Annotated in this window: 18 protein-coding genes and 2 tRNA genes; 14 read left to right on the top strand and 6 right to left on the bottom strand. The window is 58.4% G+C overall.

Going from position 1 to position 19,841, the window contains the following annotated elements; translation table 11 throughout:
- Positions 1-36: 36 nt before the first annotated feature.
- Entirely contained in the window at positions 37-2,760 is a 2,724-nt protein-coding gene (gene secA, locus AGA_RS01740) for a preprotein translocase subunit SecA (protein WP_059022727.1), read from the bottom strand.
- Positions 2,761-3,005: 245 nt separating this feature from the next.
- On the opposite strand from secA, the gene AGA_RS01745 reads away from it, so the two are divergent.
- The 5 genes from AGA_RS01745 to AGA_RS01765 all read left to right on the top strand — a co-directional run bounded on the left by AGA_RS01745 (position 3,006) and on the right by AGA_RS01765 (position 9,352).
- Positions 3,006-3,929 carry a peptidylprolyl isomerase gene (locus AGA_RS01745; protein ID WP_059022728.1) on the top strand — a complete coding sequence of 308 codons (924 nt, stop codon included), beginning with the start codon at positions 3,006-3,008 and terminating at the stop codon, positions 3,927-3,929.
- Positions 3,930-4,006: 77 nt separating this feature from the next.
- The gene (gene argJ / locus AGA_RS01750) at positions 4,007-5,254 is read left to right on the top strand and encodes a bifunctional glutamate N-acetyltransferase/amino-acid acetyltransferase ArgJ (protein ID WP_059022729.1); all 1,248 of its coding nucleotides are present in this window, start codon (positions 4,007-4,009) and stop codon (positions 5,252-5,254) included.
- Between the two features lie 56 nt (positions 5,255-5,310).
- Positions 5,311-5,964: an RDD family protein gene (locus tag AGA_RS01755; RefSeq protein ID WP_083503654.1), complete on the top strand. Its 654-nt coding sequence runs from the start codon at positions 5,311-5,313 to the stop codon at positions 5,962-5,964.
- Positions 5,965-6,097: 133 nt separating this feature from the next.
- Positions 6,098-8,587: a mechanosensitive ion channel domain-containing protein gene (locus tag AGA_RS01760; protein ID WP_059022730.1), complete on the top strand. Its 2,490-nt coding sequence runs from the start codon at positions 6,098-6,100 to the stop codon at positions 8,585-8,587.
- 12 nt (positions 8,588-8,599) lie between these two features.
- Positions 8,600-9,352 (top strand): 2OG-Fe dioxygenase family protein, encoded by a 753-nt coding sequence (locus AGA_RS01765; protein ID WP_059022731.1) that lies wholly within the window; start codon positions 8,600-8,602, stop codon positions 9,350-9,352.
- A gap of 28 nt (positions 9,353-9,380) precedes the next feature.
- On the opposite strand, the gene AGA_RS01770 is transcribed toward AGA_RS01765, so the two are convergent.
- Positions 9,381-9,710, bottom strand: coding sequence for a hypothetical protein (locus tag AGA_RS01770; protein WP_059022732.1), 330 nt, complete (start codon positions 9,708-9,710; stop codon positions 9,381-9,383).
- Positions 9,711-9,883: 173 nt separating this feature from the next.
- Between AGA_RS01770 and AGA_RS01775 the strand changes: the two genes are divergently transcribed.
- Positions 9,884-10,297 (top strand): hypothetical protein, encoded by a 414-nt coding sequence (locus tag AGA_RS01775; protein ID WP_059022733.1) that lies wholly within the window; start codon positions 9,884-9,886, stop codon positions 10,295-10,297.
- A gap of 62 nt (positions 10,298-10,359) precedes the next feature.
- On the opposite strand, the gene AGA_RS01780 is transcribed toward AGA_RS01775, so the two are convergent.
- Both AGA_RS01780 and AGA_RS14300 read right to left on the bottom strand, forming a co-directional pair.
- The gene (locus AGA_RS01780) at positions 10,360-11,271 is read right to left on the bottom strand and encodes a DnaJ C-terminal domain-containing protein (protein WP_059022734.1); all 912 of its coding nucleotides are present in this window, start codon (positions 11,269-11,271) and stop codon (positions 10,360-10,362) included.
- A complete protein-coding gene (locus tag AGA_RS14300) occupies positions 11,268-11,399 on the bottom strand; it encodes a hypothetical protein (protein WP_264811737.1) in 132 nt (43 codons plus the stop codon). The genes AGA_RS01780 and AGA_RS14300 overlap by 4 nt, the downstream gene beginning before the upstream one ends.
- Before the next feature lie 293 nt (positions 11,400-11,692).
- Here AGA_RS14300 and AGA_RS01785 point away from each other — a divergent pair, with 293 nt between their 5' ends.
- From AGA_RS01785 to AGA_RS01815, 6 genes are all read left to right on the top strand, one after another.
- Complete coding sequence (locus AGA_RS01785) at positions 11,693-11,983, top strand: accessory factor UbiK family protein (RefSeq protein WP_059024582.1); 291 nt, start codon at positions 11,693-11,695, stop codon at positions 11,981-11,983.
- Positions 11,984-12,045: 62 nt separating this feature from the next.
- Entirely contained in the window at positions 12,046-12,546 is a 501-nt protein-coding gene (locus AGA_RS01790) for a type III secretion system chaperone family protein (protein ID WP_059022735.1), read from the top strand.
- A 28-nt stretch (positions 12,547-12,574) separates the two neighbouring features.
- Positions 12,575-13,369: a pyrroline-5-carboxylate reductase gene (gene proC, locus AGA_RS01795; protein WP_408735969.1), complete on the top strand. Its 795-nt coding sequence runs from the start codon at positions 12,575-12,577 to the stop codon at positions 13,367-13,369.
- 76 nt (positions 13,370-13,445) lie between these two features.
- The gene (locus tag AGA_RS01800; protein ID WP_059024583.1) at positions 13,446-14,105 is read left to right on the top strand and encodes a hypothetical protein; all 660 of its coding nucleotides are present in this window, start codon (positions 13,446-13,448) and stop codon (positions 14,103-14,105) included.
- 69 nt (positions 14,106-14,174) lie between these two features.
- A tRNA-Gln gene (locus AGA_RS01805) sits at positions 14,175-14,249 on the top strand.
- Between the two features lie 239 nt (positions 14,250-14,488).
- Positions 14,489-15,727, top strand: a complete 1,239-nt coding sequence (locus AGA_RS01815; protein ID WP_059022738.1) for an MFS transporter — start codon at positions 14,489-14,491, stop codon at positions 15,725-15,727.
- Positions 15,728-15,813: 86 nt separating this feature from the next.
- On the opposite strand, the gene AGA_RS01820 is transcribed toward AGA_RS01815, so the two are convergent.
- Positions 15,814-16,083: an HU family DNA-binding protein gene (locus AGA_RS01820; protein WP_025826862.1), complete on the bottom strand. Its 270-nt coding sequence runs from the start codon at positions 16,081-16,083 to the stop codon at positions 15,814-15,816.
- A gap of 726 nt (positions 16,084-16,809) precedes the next feature.
- A tRNA-Gly gene (locus tag AGA_RS01825) sits at positions 16,810-16,884 on the bottom strand.
- Positions 16,885-17,065: 181 nt separating this feature from the next.
- On the opposite strand from AGA_RS01825, the gene AGA_RS01835 reads away from it, so the two are divergent.
- Entirely contained in the window at positions 17,066-19,117 is a 2,052-nt protein-coding gene (locus tag AGA_RS01835; protein WP_059022740.1) for an NAD(+) synthase, read from the top strand.
- 58 nt (positions 19,118-19,175) lie between these two features.
- Positions 19,176-19,772 carry an imidazoleglycerol-phosphate dehydratase HisB gene (gene hisB, locus AGA_RS01840; RefSeq protein WP_059022741.1) on the top strand — a complete coding sequence of 199 codons (597 nt, stop codon included), beginning with the start codon at positions 19,176-19,178 and terminating at the stop codon, positions 19,770-19,772.
- Positions 19,773-19,841: the final 69 nt, after the last annotated feature.

Raw genomic sequence — 19,841 nt, forward strand, 5'->3', positions numbered from 1 at the left:
CTTACCTTACCTGTCCTGCCATCGGGCGGGCCGTATTCAGCCTAGCTGCCCGTGGCAATGCTTGTATTTTTTACCCGATCCGCATGGGCAGGGTGCGTTGCGGGGGGTTTCTCCCCAGCTGGACGGATCATCCGGCATAATGGCGCTGCCGCCGATGGGCGCGGCCATTTCCGGCGCAGCACCCGGCGTAAGCCCGGTGCCCGGTTCTGAGGCATACCCTGCAACTTCCGGGTCGGCATGAATGGCCGCCGTATCTGCAAACGGGTCTTCCATCGGCGGAGGCGAAACCTCCACATGCGCCATCAGCGATGCAACACGCTGACGCATTTCCTCAAGCATGAAGGTAAAGAGCTGGAAGGCTTCATGCTTGTATTCGTTCAGCGGATCTTTCTGCCCATACGCGCGCAGGCCAATGCCCTGACGGAGCTGGTCAAGCGCGTGCAGGTGTTCTTTCCACACCGCATCGTAGGTTGTGAGCAGGATCTGCTTTTCAATAAACCGCATCAGGTCGGGGCCAATATTGGCGGCCCGTGCGGCCTGAGACTGGGTAACGGCCTGGCTAATCCGGTCGGCCACGCTCTCTGCGTCCATCCCATCTTCACGCGCCCAGTCGGCAATCGGCAGGTCAAGACCGAACACCTTGTGGACCTGCTGGGTCAGCCCCTCAACATCCCACTGCTCGGCAAAGGATTTTTCGGGGATATGGCGGGCCACCAGCGTATCGATAACATCATCCTGCGCGTCGGCCACAGTGCTGGACACATCATCCAGCGCCATGAATTCACGCCGCTGGGCGTAAACTTCCTTACGCTGGTCGTTCATCACGTCATCATATTTGAGCGTGTTCTTGCGCATGTCGAAGTTGCGGGCTTCGACCTTTTTCTGCGCCCGTTCCAGCGCCTTGCTCAGCCACGGATGAACAATGGCCTCGCCTTCCTGCATCCCCATCTTCTGGAACATACCGCTCATACGGTCGGACCCAAAGATCCGCATCAGATCATCCTGAAGCGAGATGAAGAATTTGGAGTTGCCCGGATCACCCTGACGTCCAGCGCGGCCGCGCAACTGGTTGTCGATCCGTCGGCTTTCGTGCCGTTCGGTGCCGATCACGTACAGGCCGCCTGCCTCGCGCACAATGGCGTGGTCACGCGTTACGCGGTCACGGATTTCCTGCTCAGCCGCGGCCCGTTCGGGCGTGTCTTCCATATCGCCAAGCTGCTGGGCGATCAGCATTTCCACATTGCCGCCCAGTTTGATGTCCGTGCCACGGCCAGCCATGTTAGTGGCAATGGTAATGGCCCCCGGAGCACCGGCCTGCGCCACAATCTTGGCTTCCATCTCATGGAAGCGGGCGTTCAGCACATGGTGAGGAATACCCTCCCGCTTGAGCAGAGCGGACAGGGCCTCGCTCTTCTCAATCGAGGTGGTGCCAACCAGAATAGGCTGCTGGCGCTGATGCACCTCGCGGATGAGCTTGACGACAGCGGCAAATTTTTCGCCCTCTGTAAGATAAATTTCGTCGTCTTCATCCTTACGGGCCACCGGGCGGTTGGTGGGGATGGCCACAACGTCCAGATTATAGATTTCGGCAAATTCGTCGGCTTCCGTCATGGCGGTGCCGGTCATGCCCGAAAGACGGGGATACAGACGGAAGAAGTTCTGAAAGGTAATGGAGGCCAGCGTCTGGTTTTCCTGCTGGACTTCCACATGTTCCTTGGCTTCGAGCGCCTGATGCAGGCCATCGGAATACCGGCGGCCTTCCATCATGCGGCCGGTAAATTCATCAATAATCACAACCTTGCCGTCACGCACGATGTAATCCACATCACGCGAGAACAGGGTGTGGGCCCGCAGAGACTGCTGCACATGGTGCACTACGGCGACGTGGTGCAGGTCATACAGCCCACCCTCATCCAGCACGCCGGCCTCCCGCAGCAGGTGTTCGACCGTGTCGGAGCCTGCATCGGTCAGAATGACGGTGCGGAATTTTTCGTCTTTTTCGTAAGTCGCCGGGTCCTGCACCAGCTGGGCCACAACACTGTCCACCGCACGGTACAGGTCGGAACTGTCTTCCGCCGGACCGGAAATGATGAGGGGTGTCCGCGCCTCATCAATCAGGATGGAGTCCACCTCATCCACAATAGCGTGGTGGAAGGGCCGCTGAACCATTTCGTTCAGCTGGTACTTCATGTTGTCACGCAGGTAGTCGAACCCGAACTCGTTGTTCGTGCCGTAGGTAATGTCCGCGGCATATGCCTGACGGCGCTGCTCATCAGGCATGTTGGGCACGATAACGCCGGTGGTCAGCCCCAGAAAAGTATAGAGCTGCCCCATTTCCGCCGCATCGCGCGATGCAAGATAGTCATTGACCGTGACCACATGCACACCTTTGCCAGAAAGGGCGCTCAGATACACAGCCAGTGTTGCCACTAGCGTTTTGCCCTCACCCGTGCGCATTTCCGCAATGCGGCCGGAATGCAGGACCATGCCGCCAATAAGCTGCACGTCAAAGTGGCGCATACCCAGCACACGGCGCGATGCCTCACGCGTGACGGCAAAAGCCTCGGGCAGCAGGTCGTCAAGGGTGGCGCCTTTGGCCAGCCTATCCCTGAACTCTACGGTTTTGGCTGCCAAAGCAGCATCATCCAGAGCCTGCATCTGCGGCTCCAGGGCGTTAATTTCCGACACACGGCGCTGGAATGCCTTGAGCGTCCGGTCATTGGCTGTGCCGAACAGGGCGCGGACGAAGCGAGAAAGCATGAACACCTTTCCAGAACAGTGCAGCCCTGCCCCCCGCCCTGCATCATCCCGCAAAAATGGAGCGGGACAGGGTGAAAGACACAGGCATTTTGCGTGGCTTGCCCTGCAAAATAGGACCGGGCAGGGGTTCGGTCAACCAAGCTTACCGCCGGGCCGCCATATACGAACGAAACAGGGGTTGCCGGGGCGGGTAGCCTCCTTCATACATATCGAACTGTTTTTTACCGACTTTAAGGTTTTGTCCTATGCGGTTTATTCCCTACGCGTTCGGGTTGGCAGCTACTGCCCTGCTCGGTTCCTCCATGCTGTGTGCTCCCTCTTTTGCGGCGGCTCCGGCACCGGCGGCCTCCACAGCGCCTGCTACGCCCTCGGACCCGAACACGGTTGTCGCCACCGTTAATGGTGAGAAAATCACCGTTGCCGATGTGCAGAACGCCATGGGCACCATGCCACCGCAGATGCGCCAGCTCCCCCCGACCCTGATCTACCCCATGCTGGTCAACCAGCTGGCAGACCAGAAGGCCATTCTGATTGCTGCGCAGAAGGAAGGGCTGGACAAAAAGCCTGACACCCAGAAGCTGATGCAGACGGCATCCGACAACGCGCTCCAGAATGCGTGGCTGTCCCAGCAGGTGATGCCCCACCTGTCCGATGAGTCCATCAAGCAGTATTATAACGAAAACTACGTGGGCAAACCGGCCGAGCAGGAAGTTCACGCTCGTCATATTCTGGTCAAGACCGAAGCCGAAGCCAACGACGTTATCAAAAAGCTGAAGGCTGGCGCGGACTTTGGCAAGCTGGCAGCCGAAGTCTCGACCGACAAGGGCAGCGCCGCACAGAACGGTGGCGACCTTGGTTGGTTCAAAAAGGGTGACATGATCCCCGCCTTCTCCGATGCCGCTTTCTCCATGAAGAAGGGCGAAATCAGCTCTAAGCCGGTGCAGAGCCAGTATGGCTTCCACGTTATTCAGGTGCTGGACACACGCACCGACCCGACCCCCACGCTGGACGCAGTGCGTGACAAGATCCGTCAGGCCCTCATCCAGAAATATGTGCGCGAAGCCGTGGAAAAAGCCGCATCTGGCGTAAAGATTGTCCGCTTTGACCCCACCACGGGCAAGCCGCTGCCAGATGCCCCCGCTGCTGGCGCTGCCGCACCCAAAAAGTAAAACACACTCCAACCGATAACAGGCCCGGCCATACCCGTATGGTCCGGGCCTGACCTCAATACCAAGGATACCGCCAGATGGCGCAGTCTCTCCCCGTTTCTCCCCTTGCCCAGCCAATGCCTGAGCTTGGCATTGTTCGCGGGGTAAGGCTTGGCGCCATTGCGGCAGGTATTCGCTACAAGGGCCGGACGGATCTGGTCCTTGCCGAATTTGCGCCCGGCACCACGGTTGCCGGTGTGTTTACCAAGTCCAAATGCCCCGGCGCGCCGGTGGACTGGTGCCGCGCCATTCTGCCCACCGGGCAGGCCCGCGCACTGGTGGTTAATGCTGGTAACGCAAACGTGTTCACCGGTCGCGCAGGCCGCCAGACATGCGAGGCCACGGCACAAGCCGCCGCCGAAGTGGCCGGATGCACACCCGATGCGGTCTATCTGGCCTCCACCGGCGTGATTGGTGAAATCCTGCCAGCCGAGCGCATTACCTCTGCCCTGCCCGCACTGCACGCCGCCCTGTCCGAAACTGGGTGGGAGGCCGCCGCACGCGGCATTATGACCACGGACACCTTCCCCAAGGCCGCCATCCGCAAAACGCAGATCAATGGCACCGATGTGGTTATTCAGGGCATGGCCAAGGGCAGCGGCATGGTCGCGCCGGATATGGCCACCATGCTCTCCTTTGTGGCAACGGATGCAGCCCTGCCCGCCTCTGTTCTGCAAACACTGTTGAGCGCGGGTGTTAAACAAACCTTCAACTGCATCACGGTTGATTCAGACACATCCACGTCGGACATGGTTCTGCTGTTTGCTACGGGTGCTGCGGGGAATGCCCCCGTGTCCGACACGGCAGATGCCCTGAACGACCCGGCTCTGGCTGACTTCCGCACCGCACTGAACGACCTGCTGCGCGAACTGGCCCTGCTGGTCATTCGAGATGGAGAGGGTGCAACCAAGCTTATGACCATTACGGTCAGCGGTGCCGTGTCGGATGAGTCCGCATGGCGTGTGGCCATGGCCATTGGCAACTCTCCGCTGGTTAAAACCGCCGTTGCGGGGGAAGATGCCAACTGGGGCCGCGTTGTCATGGCTGTTGGCAAATGCGGTGAACCAGCGGACCGGGATACGCTGAGTGTGTCTATTGGTGGTGTCTGCATTGCCCGTGATGGGACCGTAACCGAAGGGTATGACGAAACACCCGTGGTTGCCCACATGAAGGGGCAGGAAATTGATATTGCGGTGGACCTAGGGCTAGGCAACGGCAAGGCCCGCGCATGGAGTTGTGACCTGACACACGGCTACATCGACATTAACGGCTCATACCGTAGCTGAGTGTTCCGTTTTTACCGATCATCTGCCTGCCCGCGGCACACCAGGGAGCTATGACCATGCCCACCATTACGCCACCACCCGGCTGGGGTGCCGCCCCGCAACCCTTGCCTGAGGACCCTGCCGCATGGGGCTTACCGCAACCCAGTGTTTGGGTTTACGCGGGTTTTTGGTGGCGGGTCTGGGCGTTTTTGATTGATGCCTTCATCCTCAGCACGGCGGAGGGCATTCTCAGTCTGTTTTTAGGTCCCAAAATCAATGTGGAATGGGAGGAGCTTCCCATCCCCGATGGTTCCAGCCAGACAGTGGATGTGGTCAACATCGCCACAACGTCGCTACCCCATGCAACCCCGGCCTCTATTCTCATCCCGCATCTTCATGCCGGGTCGGAGTGGCATACGTTTGGCATTGTTCTGACCCTGCTGCCCATGCTGTACTGTGTGCTGTTCGAGGCCTCCTCCTACCGAGCAACGCCGGGCAAACGGCTGTGCCGATTGGAAGTTGTCACGCTCAAGGGGGAGCAGATTTCTCATCTGCGCGCACTGCTTCGGTTTGTTATCAAAGCCTGCTTGTCCTTCCCGCTCCTTTACATAGGGGTGCTGATGGTGGCGTTCACGCAGCGCAAGCAAGCCCTGCATGACATGATTGCAGGCACACTGGTGCTACGGCACACAAAACCAGCGCAGATTGTCCCTTTCCCACCGCATAACTAAGCAAACCTGCCTGCCTGTATAACAGTTGAACCGGTTGTTGGTCTTGATACGGCCAGAATTGCCTCCTACCCTGATGGCAACATCAGGCGTATAGCGCAAAACCCAGAGCGTTCAGCAAAGGACAAGGCAGGGAATGACTGCACACAGACGGGACCGGTATTTCTTTTTTTCCTGGATAGTCAAAAGCTGTCTTTTATTTTTACTAGGTTTGGGACTTCTTCCCCACACATCTGCCTTTGCTGATACACCAGCCCCCGTACAGGCGAACGGTCTGAACCAGCAGGATGCCCAGCAACTGCTGAATGTGCTGAATGACCCGCAAAAACGCGACGAATTTACAAAAACGCTCTCGCTCATGGCCAAGGGGCTGCCCCCAGCCCCCAGCGCACCTGCCAAAGCTCCTGCGGCCAACTCAGCAACGCCTGCCGTCATCGACAATTCCGTCCACTCGGAACTGGATGATCTGGGCAATACGGCCACAGAATACGTCAACAACTTTACCAGTCTGTTCACGGATCTGGGCACTGTTGGCAAATGGTTCCGCCACGAAATTCAGGACCCTGCATCACGCCAGTCCCTGTTGGATTCCTTTGGTCGCGCCCTGCTGATTATTGCGCTGGCACTGGCGGCGGAACGCGCAACCAGCATTGGCCTGCGCAAGCCCCTGACCGCCGTTAAAAAAATGGCCGAAGCGCGCGAAGCACGTCAGACCGCCAGTCAGAATCAGGAAATTGACACGCAGGTAGATGCGGCAGCCCCTGCCCCTGACACCGCAACAGAGGCCGACACAACCCAAACGCGTGAGACAGACCAGCGCCGCGGGAACGAGGTGCTGCGTTACCTTATTCGTGTGCCCTACAATGCCATGCACTTCCTGCTCAAGCTGCTGCCCGTGGCTGTCTGCCTGCTGCTTGGCTACCTTGGCGCGGAGTTCCTGACATCCACCGATCAGGCCCGCACGGTCGCGCTGACACTGGTCAACGCCTATGCCATTGCCCGCTGCCTGTATTTGGTTGTTGAGACCATTCTGGTGCCCCGCTCCCCAGCCATCCGCCTTGTTCCCATGCCGGATGATACCGCCCGCCTGCTAACGCGGTGGTGGAACGTGCTGGTGGCAGCCCCTTCCATTGTAATCTGCCTGTCCATTCTTGGCCGTGAGTTTGATCTGGCCACGCAGGGTGTGGAGGCCATGATGCGCGGCGTGGTGCTGGTCCAGCACCTGATTATTGCCGCCTTCATCTGGCGTATCCGCCATATTGTGGGCCGGGCGCTCCAGCCGTCTCCGGGTTTGCGCAAGAATGCGCTGTGGGCATTTGCTGGCACGCTGGCACGCCTGTGGTGGGTGCCTGTCATGTTTCTGGACATGGCGCTCTGGTTTGTCTGGGCGGCTCACCTTAAAGGCGGCTACCAGTGGATTCTGCACGGCACGCTGCTGACCTTCCTGTGTCTGGTCGTGTCCCGCATCATGGCGCTACTGCTCTATGGTTTGCAGGACCGTCTGTTCCGTGTTGGGCCAGATTTGCAGGCGCAGTACCCGGACCTGCAGAAGCGGGCAGATTTTTACTACCCGTATGTGCGCAAGATCATGACTCTTGCCATTATCCTGACCACCGCAATCTGCGTTGCTCAAAGCTGGAGCATTCCCACCTTTGACTTCTTCCTCCACTCCGCCCTTGGGCTGCGGCTGGTTGGCGCGGCTGCCTGCCTGCTGGTAGGCATGACCATTGCCGCCGTTGCGTGGGAGACCGTTAACAGTATTCTGAACAAGCAGATCTCGCGCTATTCAGCCAGCGCGCAGGAGGCGCGGGCTGCAAGGCTCCGCACCGTGCTGCCCATTATTCGCACGGTGCTGCTGACTGTCATCATCATCTTCGTGGCGGTTACTACCCTCTCCCAGATCGGGATTAACGTGACACCACTGCTGACCGGTGCTGGTATTCTGGGTGTTGGCCTGTCCTTTGGTTCGCAAAGTCTGGTCAAAGACGTGATCACCGGCTTTTTCATGCTGGCGGAAGACGCCATTCAGGTCGGGGACTGGGTGACTACGGGAGGCATTGCCGGTACGGTGGAGCATCTCTCCATCCGTACCCTGCGTGTCCGGTCATTTGATGGGGACCTCCATATTATTCCGTTCTCCTCCGTGACCTCCATCGCCAACACAGCGCGCGGCTTTAACCAGATTATCGTGCGTCAGACGCTGGATCTGAGCGAAGACACGGGCAAGGTCGTCAAGATCATGCAAAAAACCATTGAGGATATGCGCAAGGAAGAAGCCTTCCGCCCCATGATCTTCTCTGACTATACCGATCTGGGCGTGGACAGCTCTGATGGGAACGGCGCAGTGCTGGTTGGTATCATCAAAACCGCTCCGATGATGAAGTGGAAGGTCCAGCGCGAGTTTTACCGCCGCATTGCCCTGCGCATGGCTGCTGCGGGAGTCAAGTTCTACACACCCACCAGCTACTCCACCACGCCGCCAAATGTGCCCATCCATATGGCGCTGGACGCCATGCCCGCCGGACCGCAGGACGATGCGGCTCTGGCACCACCTGCCGCCCAGCCTGCACAGCAGCCACAACCCGCAGCCAAACCGCAGGCTCCCCAGCCTCCGGCCCACGAATAAGAGACCCATTGCATGTCCGAACACACCTCTCCGGCGCCCCTTGCAGACACGATTATCCAGACCATGGAAGGGCCGCTGGAGCAGGAAGGCTTTGCCTTTTTACAGGCCAAGGCCATGCGGACCGTGCTGGAAAGCTATGGTCTGCTCGGATGGGATGCGTTTGCGGCAAGCTGGAACGATCTGGGCGTGGACCGCTACATGGCGGATGGCGGGCGTTACCGGCGCAGGCGTTATGCCACCTTCTCGCTGACGGAAGGGGGGATAACGCGCAAACCGCACCAGCCCCACTACCAGAGCCGAGACTACAACACCCTGAATGGAGGGATAGAACGCTGGTTCAAACCTGTTCTTCCCACCATTGGCGACCATCCCGCCCTTATGGCCATCCTACATCTGGCCTTCCGTGTGGCTACGGACATGACACCTGCCGAACGCAGGCCAAACGCATGGCATACGGAAATCCACCAGTTCCGTATTGAAGCGCGGCCGGATACGGACGGATGCCCAACCCCCGAAGGGCTACACCGTGACGGTGTGGACTGGGTGTTTGTTGTCATGGTCCGGCGGGAAAACGTAGCGCGGGGCGAGACATCCATTCATGACCTCAGCCACAGGCAGGTCGGCAGCTTTACCCTGACTGACCCGCTGGACACGGCTGTTGTGAATGACAACAGGGTTTACCACGGCGTAACCCCTGTTCAGCCGGTCGATCCGGACCGTCCCGCTTACCGGGATGTGCTGGTGGTTACCCTCCGCCACGAATAGGTCGGCCGAGCAACCACCGGCCAAAGCCTTAATACCCGGCGTAATAAATGGCGTGCAGCCCCAGTGCGACAAAACAGAGCACAAAGGCCAGCGCCCCCGCCATCTGGGCAAATTCCTTCAGAGACATACCATCCCCGCGTGCTGCGGGTGGGGCCACAGGGTGCTGGACCGGCGCAGGCTTGTCTGGCGGGGTAGCGGGCAGCACGTGCACCGGCTCCGCCAGCGCCTCATGCGTTTGTGAATGAACGCTCGCGCTGGTCTGGCTGGCCGCATCGGCTACTGCATCAGCCTGCGTCGTCTGCTCAGCGTGCAGAGGAGCAGTTCCGTCAACACCGCCTTGTGTTTCCTGCTCACTCATGATGCTGTTCTCCACGTGGTTTTCATGCAGGCTGAAAAAGGTACTGTTTTTTTGGTCCTGTCATGGTTTTTCGTCAAGCAATTCAGGCACCAGCCTCTCGCTGCCAGCACTGGACGACACCCGCGCAAACGCGCCACATAGGCCAGACAGGATTTTTTACGACGGAAGCAGACATGAAACATCTTTCTCTTTTTTCCGCCTTACTGGGGCTGGCCGCAGTTCCGGCAATGGCCGCGCCACATACAACACCATCTGCCGAGACCTCCACCCAGATCCAGACCAACTTCCCCACCGCCACCTTTATGGGCACATGGACCGTGCGGGCCGAAGTGCCGCCCTTTACGGTTGCTGGCAACAAGGCACTTGGCCCGGCAGCCAGACTGCTGGTGACAGTGCCCGAAATCTACGCCGTGAACATTGGAGAAAGCCGGTTTAGCCTGAGCCGAAAAAGCGGCTCCGTCTGGTCCGGAACAGAGCATGACACAACCATGACCATGACTCTGGTCTCACCCAATGCCGGAAAAATTCTGATTACCAATACCAATGGGCACAAGGTGGAAGTTCCCCTGTACCGTAACGACCCCTGAGCAGCCATTGCGCCGGGTTTTTCCTCCCATCCGCACCGGTGGCGTATGGGAGGAACAGCGCTTTACCCGTTAGCGACTTCGGGCGTCCAACCCTTGAGGAAAGCCTCTAAAGCCGCATCGGGCTTGCCAACCTTGACTTCCAGCCGAACGTAAAGGTTGCCAGCTTCCTTACTGCCGTGTGCCTGCACACCTTTGCCGCGCAGGCGCAGCACGGTGCCGGTATCGGACCCGGCAGGCACGTTCATTTTGACCGTACCTGTTGGCGTGGGCACCATAATGGGGCCACCCAGCACTGCCGTTTTCAAATCTACCGGCAGCGTTTCCCGCAGGTCATCCCCTTCACGCGTGAAGGTCGCATCTGGCAAAACGGTGACCGTAATCAGCGCATCACCCGGCGGACCACCCTGTACACCGGGCATCCCCTTGCCGCGCAGACGCAGGACTTTGCCATCCTCCATACCGGGCGGAATGCGCACATCCAGCGTGGCGCCATCGGGCAGGTTCACGCGCGATGTGGCCCCGTTAACAGCATCCAGAAAACTGACATTGAGCGAGAAGGACCGGTCCGCCCCTTTGCGCGGCCCGGCACGGCGCGCGCGCCCACCGCCACCAAACATGCTGCCGAACAGGTCGCTCAGGTCTTCTTCCTGAAAACCGCCCATGCCCGGGCCGCCGGGGCGGAACCCGCCAGCGCCGCCAAACCCACCGCCACCAAAGCCGCCTGCTCCAAATCCGGGATGGCGCTCCTGCCCGGAGGCATCAATCTCACCCCGGTCAAAGCGGGCGCGTTTATCCGCGTCGGACAGCAGATCGTTGGCCTGATTGAGAGCCTTGAATTCTTCCTCGGCTTTTTTGTCCCCCGGATTCAGGTCCGGGTGGTATTTTTTTGCCAGTTTGCGATAGGCCTTGCGGATATCGTCCTGACTGGCTGTTTTGGAAATACCCAATACTGAATATGGATCGCGCTCACTCATGCAGCCGTCCCTTCCCCCATCCTGTTACCGACACCGGGCCGCGCCATACGCCGCCCTCGCCCAGCCATTACCCCGGACCGGGCGTTCAGGCGGGGTTTGTAAAAAGCCTCCGCCAAACCTGTAGTCATTAAATTCCGTCTCCATATCACCGTGCCTGTCGGGCCTGTATGTGTTTGCGCCCGGCACCGTTTTTTCAACATGTTACCTTTAATAATGGGAACGCGACCCTAGCCGGTCAATGGAGCGTGAGCGAAAGCCACATGTGCGCCAAAAGGATAAACTGGCGCGCAAAAACGGAAACCCTCGTCTGGCCCCTGTCCGGCTGCGCCTTTATTCTTTATAAAGTCGGGACCATAAGAGCGCTATGCCAGACAGCAGCAGGCTGTTGGCGGCTCGTAACGGATTGATTGGAGACCCCCGCATGGCTGACAAACCGCGCTTTTTTGATGATCTTGCAGGTGTTGCCGGAGGTGCCGTATCCGCACTGACCGGAGTGCGTGAAGAAATGAACGCCATTGTCCGCAGCCGTGTGGACGAGGTGCTGACCAGCCTGCAGGTTGTCCGTCGCGAAGAATTTGAAGTCATGCGTGAGTTGGCGGCGCAGGCCCGTATTGGTCAGGAAAATGCCGAACGCCGCCTGAGGGAACTGGAAGCACGGGTAGAAGCGCTGGAACAGCACGTAACCGGTGGCCACCATAACAGCGCACATTAAGGCCTGAACGGTCGCCTACAGTCCCGCTTTTGTTTTTTGACCGCAGGCACGGGAGTCACGCCATGCCAGCCCTGACAACCGGTTCTACCGTACCCCCCACCAACCCGCTGGACCTGATGGAACAGGTTATTGGCGGGCATGGCTGGACCTTTGACCGCTGCACCCCAACCGAAATGGCGGCGGAAGCCCCCGCCAGATGGTGCGACTACGGATTATTTTTTTCGTGGTCGGCAGAGTTGGGCACCATACTGTTCACCTGCGCCTTTGACCTGCGCGTAAGCCCGGACATGCGCGTGGCTCTGTATGAGCTGATCGGTCTGGCCAATGAGCAGGTGTGGGTCGGCCACTTTAGTGTGGATACGGAAGACGGCGTTCTGCTGTTCCGCCACGCCCTGCTGCTGCGGGGCATGGAAAACGCCACCGACATTTTTGAAGACATGATCGACATTGCCCTGACCGAGTGTGAGCGTTTTTACCCGGCCTTGCGCTTTTTCCTTACCGGCGGCCTAAGTGCTGCGGATGCGCTGGCCTCGGCCATGCTGGATTGTCATGGAGAAGCATGAACATGACTGACCTTTCCCCCCTTCCTCCATTCTGCTTGTCGGATGTGGCAAAATGGGCGGCGCAATGCTGGAAGGCTGGCTAAAGGCTGGTCTGGCCCCCTCCGTTGTTATTGACCGCCATATGGCCGACCTGCCCGCCCCCCACCGGGTTGTGCGGTCCATACAGGATGTTCCGGCCGATTTTACGCCCGATGTCATTATTGTTGCGGTCAAACCGCAAAAGGCCAACCCTGTGCTGGCCGAACTGGCCCAGCGTTACGGGCAGGCAACCCTGCTTTCCGTCATGGCGGGGCGCACCATTGCCAGCCTGCATGAGGTCTACCTGCAAGCCAACCCGAAGGCCTGCCCGGTCATTATCCGTTCCATGCCCAACACGCCCTGCGCACTGGGCGCTGGTATGAGCGGCCTATATGCCCCGCCCAACGCAACAGCTCCGCAAAAAGCCCATTGTGATGCCCTGCTTAAAGCTGTGGGGGAAACCGTCTGGGTGGAAGAGGAAGGGCTGATCGACTCCGTTGCTGCCATTTCCGGCAGTGGTCCAGCCTATGTTTTTCTAATGGCTGAACTGTTGGAAAAAGCCGGGGTAGAGCAGGGTCTACCCGCAGACGTTGCCCGCAAGCTGGCCCGCGGCACCCTGTATGGCGCAGGCTGTATGCTGCACACCCTGCCAACCGATGCGGATGAGCTACGCCGCAATGTTACCAGCCCCGGCGGCACCACGGCAGAAGCTCTTAAGATCATGATGGCCCCCCAAGCTTGGCCAGCCACAACCTCCGCAGCCATTGCCGCCGCCGTGCACCGCGCCAAGGAGCTGGCCAGCTAGGCTTTGCCACCCCACCTTGCTTTTTCAGGCGCAATGCCTGCCCTGCTTTTGACTGCTTATGCGACAGGTCTTTGATATGGATAATGACGACTTTGACACAGCCCTTGTCTCGGCTGCCCTAACTCTGGCGGAAGAGCGGGGCTGGGCCTCCGTTACCGTGCTGGCTGCGGCCCGTCAGGCAGGGCTGCCTCTACCCGAGGCCCGGCGCCGTTTTCCTCTCAAGGCCAGCATCCTGCTCCGCCTTGGCCGCATGGCCGATGATGTGGCGCTGGCGGATGACATGATTTGTGGCGCCGTGCGCGAACGCCTGTTTGACCTTCTGATGCGCAGGCTGGATGTGTTCCAGCAGTACCGCGGCGGTCTTCAGTCCGTCTTTCGTAGCCTGCCATTCGACCCCGCTCTGACCATTATGCTGGGGGGCGCTACTGTGGAAAGTATGCGCTGGATGGCCGATGCCGCTGGAATTAATGCCAACGGCATACGGGGCTTTGTGCATGTTAACATGCTTGTTGCCGTTTGGACGCACACCCTGCGGGTCTGGGAAAAGGACGAAAGCCCGGATATGGGCAGCACCATGGCCGCCCTAGATCAGGCATTGGACAAGGCAGGCCGGTTTGGATTGTTCCCCACCAATACAGATGAGGCCGCTACGCAGGACGGGCTGGCAGATCTGGACGACGTGGCAGACATGGACGCAGGCTTTGCTGCCCCCAGAATATCGGCACAGGACCTCTAATTTCCTAATAACCGGCCTTTACGACTGTACCCTGTTTGGCTTAAAAGAGGCGCAGGCAGTTCAGGCCATTGGGGCGTAGCCAAGCGGTAAGGCAGCGGATTTTGATTCCGCCATGCGGAGGTTCGAATCCTCCCGCCCCAGCCAGAACCTGTTTTCCCCTTTTCTTTCCATCGGGTAACAGCCTCCCTCTGCTCCTGAGCATTGCAGGGCAATGGCCTGTTTTGGCCATTACGGCAGCTACGCCATGCAAAAATCAGACCATATTGGTGCTATTTTTTACCTCTACGCGGTTTTGATGCGCTCCATACGTAGCCATACCATCAGCATTTTGCTCTCATCGCGCCTCAAATCAGTCTGTCTTTTGGATATCATTCAACGTTCCCATGCCTGACCCTGCCCCTTCTCCCTCCCTCCTGCGTCAACCCGGGTTGCCTGCCGCCATTGGGGCGCGTGCTCTTTCCGCCTTTGCCGGGCAGGTGCAGGCCGTTGCTGTTGGCTGGCAGATTTATGCCCTCACTCATAGTGCGGCCGCCCTTGGGTTTGTGGGACTTGCGCAGTTTTTGCCCATGGTTGCGTTCATTTTTATTGGGGGACATGCGGCAGACCAGCACAACCGCCAGCGCATTGTGGTCATCTGCCAGAGCATAGAACTACTGGCGGCGGCGTTTATGGCTTACGCCTCTTTTACGCACCAACTAACTGCCAGTATGATTTACGGGCTGGTTGTCGTGTTTGGCACCTGCAAGGCGTTTGAAATGCCTGCCCAGCAAACATTTCTGCCCTCCCTTGTGCCTCCCGCCCTGTTCCCGCGTGCAACAGCACTTTCTTCTTCCCTGTTTCAGGTCGCAAGTATTGCCGGGCCATCGCTTGGTGGAGTGCTGTACGGTCTGGGAGCCGGGGTCTGTTACACAACCTGCGCAGTCAGTTTTGCCATAGCCGCACTGGCGACATGGTCTATGGTTATGACCAACCCAGCCCGCCCCCGCCAGCGTGCAACACTGGCGGCCATTTTTGGTGGCATAGCCTTTTTGCGGCGGAAACCAACCATGCTGGGCGCAATCTCGCTTGACCTGTTTGCCGTGCTCTTGGGCGGCGCTACAGCCATGCTGCCCATTTTTGCCACTGACATTCTACATGCCGGGCCATGGGGGCTTGGCCTTTTACGTGCGGCCCCCGCCATTGGCGCGTTGGTTGTTGCCACCGTGCTCGCCCGCCACCCGCTGGGCCGCCATGCTGGGCGATGGATGTTTGCCTCTGTGGCCATTTTTGGCGTTGCCACCATTCTGTTCGGCTTTTCCCACTCCACGGTGTTATCCGTACTCATGCTGGCCATTCTGGGCGGAGCGGACGTTATTAGCGTTATGGTGCGGGGCGCACTGGTGCAGCTTGGCACCCCGGACGAAATGCGGGGCCGCGTATCTGCCGTGAATATGCTGTTTATCGGGTCGTCCAACCAGTTGGGAGAATTTGAAAGTGGCATGTTGGCCGCTGTCATGGGGCCTGTGCCCGCTGTTGTGCTGGGTGGCCTTGGCACGCTGGTTATAACTGGTGTGTGGATGGGCCTGTTCCCCGGCCTGCGCAAACTGGACAAGCTGGAAGATATTACAACCGAGACGCGCTAACCCGGACAATAAAAAAGCCGCCCCGAAAAAAAATCGGTGCGGCTTTTACAATCATTCCACCAGAAAATGGCAGAAGAGGTCTTACCTCAGACAGCTTTTTTAAGATTGGGGCTGGCTTTAAAACGAACCGTTTTACCAGCCTTGACCTTGACCGGCTCACCCGTGCGCGGGTTAAGCGCCTTACGGGCTTTTGTTTTGCGAACCGTGAACGTACCAAAAGACGGCAGGGTAAACCCACCCTCACGCTTGAGTTCAACCACAATGGCGTCAATAAGGTCATTCGCTGCCTGATTGGCGGCAACCCCTGTGCAGTTGATCGAATCCTGGATCACTGCTGCAATAAAGGCCTTGCTCATAGAGTTACTGGCTCCCTTTCAGACAGAATTTTGTACATGACAATTATTGAACGGATACGCCTAAAAGGCTTTACGGCTTGTAGTCACATTTTTTACAAATTACCAACATAAAAAATATATCTTTTTTCGATTCCTGCCGATGAGAACAGCAAAAACGGAATCTGTGTCTTTACAGACACACCCCTCCACAACCGGCCTACCCGCTATGAAAGCACCAAACCGACTGGCATCCATACCCTCTATCCTATTGGAGATACAGGGTTATACCGCGTTATTACACAGGCCAGCAGAGCCGATATATGTGAGGATTTGCATAAACGTTTAATCCGCCACATCGTTTCTATTCCGAATAGAAAAATAATGCTCTCTATTCTCTATAAATGCAGATCATATCTTACGTTTTAATAACCATATTTATAATACAGGATGAGTTTATAAACTTTTTATGGAAATGCCCGTACCACTTAATCCGAACACGCTCGGTCTCCCCATAGGGAGAACCAGAATAGGTATTAAAAATATATTTAATTAACCCGTATTTTCTTGTTCGTGCCCCCTCACTTCCGCGCAGAGCACAACAGAAAACCGTGGCCTTGCACAGCAGAACATCATGAGGAAGAAAAGTGCGCACACGCACGCTGCATAACCAGACAAAGGGTTATGACTGACGCGGAAAGACGAATGTATGATACATTCATCAACCGACCAAATTTCCATTGGAAAATCTGGAGCGGGCGATGGGATTCGAACCCACGACCCCAACCTTGGCAAGGTTGTGCTCTACCCCTGAGCTACGCCCGCATCAGATGGGCTCCTTTTATGGGGGTCTGCTCAATCGCGCAAGAGGGAAAATGCAAAAAAGCCGCTTTTTTTTCATACCCCTGCACGCACCTGTCATAATGCGGCCCTTTACCAGCCCTTGGCGGCCGGTTTACCCGCCTGCTAAACAGAAGCACGTTCCCGGCAGCAAGGAAGGAAAGCCGTGACCACGTCCTTATTCCGATCTCTGTACCATCAGGGATTTGTGCGCGTGGCAGCCTGCACGGTGCCCGTCACCCTTGCTGACCCCAAAGCCAATATGGACCAGATTCTGGCCGCCACCCGGACCTGTGCACAACAGGGCGTTGGGTTATGTGTTTTTCCCGAACTGGGGCTAAGCGGCTATTCGATTGAGGACCTGCTCCACCAAAGCGCGCTCCTCCATGCCGTGGAAACCACTCTGGCCGATCTGGCACGCGCTACGGAGGACCTGCTGCCTGTAGTGGTGGTGGGCGCTCCCCTCCGCCACGGGAATAGCCTGTATAATTGCGCCGTTGTGCTCCACCGGGGCCGCATTCTGGGTGTTGTGCCCAAGAGCTATCTGCCCAGCTATCGTGAATTTTACGAAGGGCGGCATTTTGCCGCTGGTGCCGCCATTCGTGGGCAGACCATGGCGCTAGGGGGGCAGACCGTGCCTTTTGGCGTGGACCTGCTGTTTACCGCGCAGGACGTTCCCGGCTTTTGTCTGGGGATCGAAATCTGCGAGGATATGTGGGTGCCCACTCCGCCCTCCGCCGCACAGGCCATGGCGGGGGCCACCGTGCTGGCCAACCTGTCCGCTAGCGATATTACTGTCGGCAAAGCGCGAACCCGCACCCTGCTCTGCCTCTCCCAATCCGCCCGGTGTGTCGCCGCCTACCTGTATGCTGCGGCGGGAGAAGGCGAGTCCACGACCGATCTGGCATGGGACGGGCAGACCGCCATTTTTGAAAATGGTGCCCTGTTAGCCAAAAGTGACCGCTTCCCCGCTGGCCCACGCGCCGTTGTTGCGGATGTTGACCTAACGCTACTCCGCCACGAACGCCTGCAAATGGGCACATTTGCAGACTGTGCCGCCATGACCGGCGCGCAGGACCGGGCATGGCGCTCCATCAGCTTTGAGCTTGCCCCTCCGGCAACAGACCTTGGCCTGCTGCGCCCCCTCTCCCGTTTTCCCTTTGTGCCAGCAGACCCCGCAAAGCTGGAACAGGACTGTTTTGAGGCCTTTGCCATTCAGGTCTCGGCTCTCAAACAACGCCTTAAAAGCTGCAAGGCTGCGGGCATGGTTATTGGCGTATCAGGCGGGCTGGACTCCACACATGCGCTGTTGGTGGCCGTACGCACAGCGGATGAACTGGGGTGGCCCAGAACAGCTATTCGGGGTTACACCATGCCCGGTTTTGGCACTACGGGGCAGACACTGGCCAGCGCCAACGCCCTGATGGAACACTTGGGCATCCAGCGTGAAACACTGGATATCCGCCCAGCCGCCAGCCTTATGCTCCAGACCATTGGGCACCCTTTTGCCAGTGGCGAGCCTGTGCATGACATTACGTTTGAAAATGTACAGGCCGGACTCCGTACGGACTTTCTGTTCCGTCTGGCCAACCAGCACAACAGCATTGTTATTGGTACGGGCGACCTGTCGGAGCTGGCGCTGGGGTGGTGCACTTACGGTGTGGGCGACCAGATGGCCCATTACAATGTAAATGCAGGTCTGCCCAAAACCCTTATCCAGCACCTTATCCGCTGGTGCATTGCCTCGGGCCACTTCCCTGCCGAGGTCTGCTCCGTACTTGGCACCGTGCTGGCAACCGAAATTTCGCCCGAGTTGATCCCGGCGGCAGAAGGAAGCAGCCAGAGCACGGAGGACACAATTGGCCCCTATGCACTGCATGACTTCACCCTTTACCACGTACTGCGCCACGGTTTTGGCCCTGCCCGCATAGCCTTTATGGCCGAACAGGTCTGGCAAAATGCGGAACAGGGCGCATGGCCGCCGGGCTTTTTGCCGCAAGACCGCAAAAGCTATTCGCTGGCTGTCATCCGTAAATGGCTGAAAGTTTTTATGTTCCGCTTTTTTACCACCAGCCAGTTCAAACGCTCGGCCATGCCCAATGGTCCCAAGGTCATGGCCGGAGGCAGCCTCTCCCCCCGTGGGGACTGGCGCGCCCCCTCCGATGGCAATGCAACATTATGGCTAAAGGAGCTGGACGAGCATGTGCCTGAAGCCTGAAACAGCCCTACGCGCGCGGAATGGCATTGTGCCCGGTCTTGGGCTATAAGCTGACACCATGACAACATCGCGCCAAGCCACAGTTCACCGCGTTACCAGCGAAACCGATATTGCCATTGCCCTGAATCTGGACGGGACTGGCAAGGCTCGGATTGAGACCGGTATCGGCTTTTTTGACCATATGCTGACCGCTCTGGCCAAGCATGGCCTGTTCGATCTGGATATAACGGTCAAAGGTGATCTGCACATAGATGGCCACCATACGGTGGAAGACACCGGCATTGCACTGGGGCAGGCCATGCGGCAGGCACTGGGCGACAAGCGTGGCGTGCGCCGGTTTGGCTCCGCCCTTGTGCCGCTGGACGAAGCTTTGTGCGAAGCGGTGGTGGACCTGTCCGGTCGCCCGTTTCTGACCTTTAACGCCACGTTTGACCGCGACCGTATTGGTGAGCTGGACACGGAGCTGGTGGAAGAATTCTTTCGGGCTTTTGCCATGTCCGCCCTGCTGACCCTGCATCTGAACCAGAGGGCTGGCAAAAACTGCCACCATATTGCCGAGGCCGCGTTCAAGGCTCTTGCCCGTGCCCTGCGCATGGCGGTAGAGCCAGACCCACGTGCCTTAGGGGCCATCCCCTCGACCAAGGGCGTGCTGTAAACAAGCTGGCAGCGCTTTGATCCAGCCATGTTCATTCTGGAACATGGGGGCAGCCCAGACAGACAACCG

Source organism: Acetobacter ghanensis, from assembly GCF_001499675.1.
Classification (GTDB): domain Bacteria; phylum Pseudomonadota; class Alphaproteobacteria; order Acetobacterales; family Acetobacteraceae; genus Acetobacter; species Acetobacter ghanensis.

Coding starts and splice junctions, on each gene's coding strand:
- AGA_RS01760 (WP_059022730.1), top strand. CDS start 6,098: ATGACTGCACACAGACGGGACCGGTATTTCTTTTTTTCCTGGATAGTC.
- AGA_RS01755 (WP_083503654.1), top strand. CDS start 5,311: ATGCCCACCATTACGCCACCACCCGGCTGGGGTGCCGCCCCGCAACCC.
- AGA_RS01815 (WP_059022738.1), top strand. CDS start 14,489: ATGCCTGACCCTGCCCCTTCTCCCTCCCTCCTGCGTCAACCCGGGTTG.
- AGA_RS01770 (WP_059022732.1), bottom strand. CDS start 9,710: ATGAGTGAGCAGGAAACACAAGGCGGTGTTGACGGAACTGCTCCTCTG.
- AGA_RS01780 (WP_059022734.1), bottom strand. CDS start 11,271: ATGAGTGAGCGCGATCCATATTCAGTATTGGGTATTTCCAAAACAGCC.
- AGA_RS01785 (WP_059024582.1), top strand. CDS start 11,693: ATGGCTGACAAACCGCGCTTTTTTGATGATCTTGCAGGTGTTGCCGGA.
- AGA_RS01765 (WP_059022731.1), top strand. CDS start 8,600: ATGTCCGAACACACCTCTCCGGCGCCCCTTGCAGACACGATTATCCAG.
- AGA_RS01800 (WP_059024583.1), top strand. CDS start 13,446: ATGGATAATGACGACTTTGACACAGCCCTTGTCTCGGCTGCCCTAACT.
- AGA_RS01820 (WP_025826862.1), bottom strand. CDS start 16,083: ATGAGCAAGGCCTTTATTGCAGCAGTGATCCAGGATTCGATCAACTGC.
- AGA_RS14300 (WP_264811737.1), bottom strand. CDS start 11,399: ATGACTACAGGTTTGGCGGAGGCTTTTTACAAACCCCGCCTGAACGCC.
- hisB (WP_059022741.1), top strand. CDS start 19,176: ATGACAACATCGCGCCAAGCCACAGTTCACCGCGTTACCAGCGAAACC.
- AGA_RS01745 (WP_059022728.1), top strand. CDS start 3,006: ATGCGGTTTATTCCCTACGCGTTCGGGTTGGCAGCTACTGCCCTGCTC.
- secA (WP_059022727.1), bottom strand. CDS start 2,760: ATGCTTTCTCGCTTCGTCCGCGCCCTGTTCGGCACAGCCAATGACCGG.
- AGA_RS01775 (WP_059022733.1), top strand. CDS start 9,884: ATGAAACATCTTTCTCTTTTTTCCGCCTTACTGGGGCTGGCCGCAGTT.
- argJ (WP_059022729.1), top strand. CDS start 4,007: ATGGCGCAGTCTCTCCCCGTTTCTCCCCTTGCCCAGCCAATGCCTGAG.
- AGA_RS01790 (WP_059022735.1), top strand. CDS start 12,046: ATGCCAGCCCTGACAACCGGTTCTACCGTACCCCCCACCAACCCGCTG.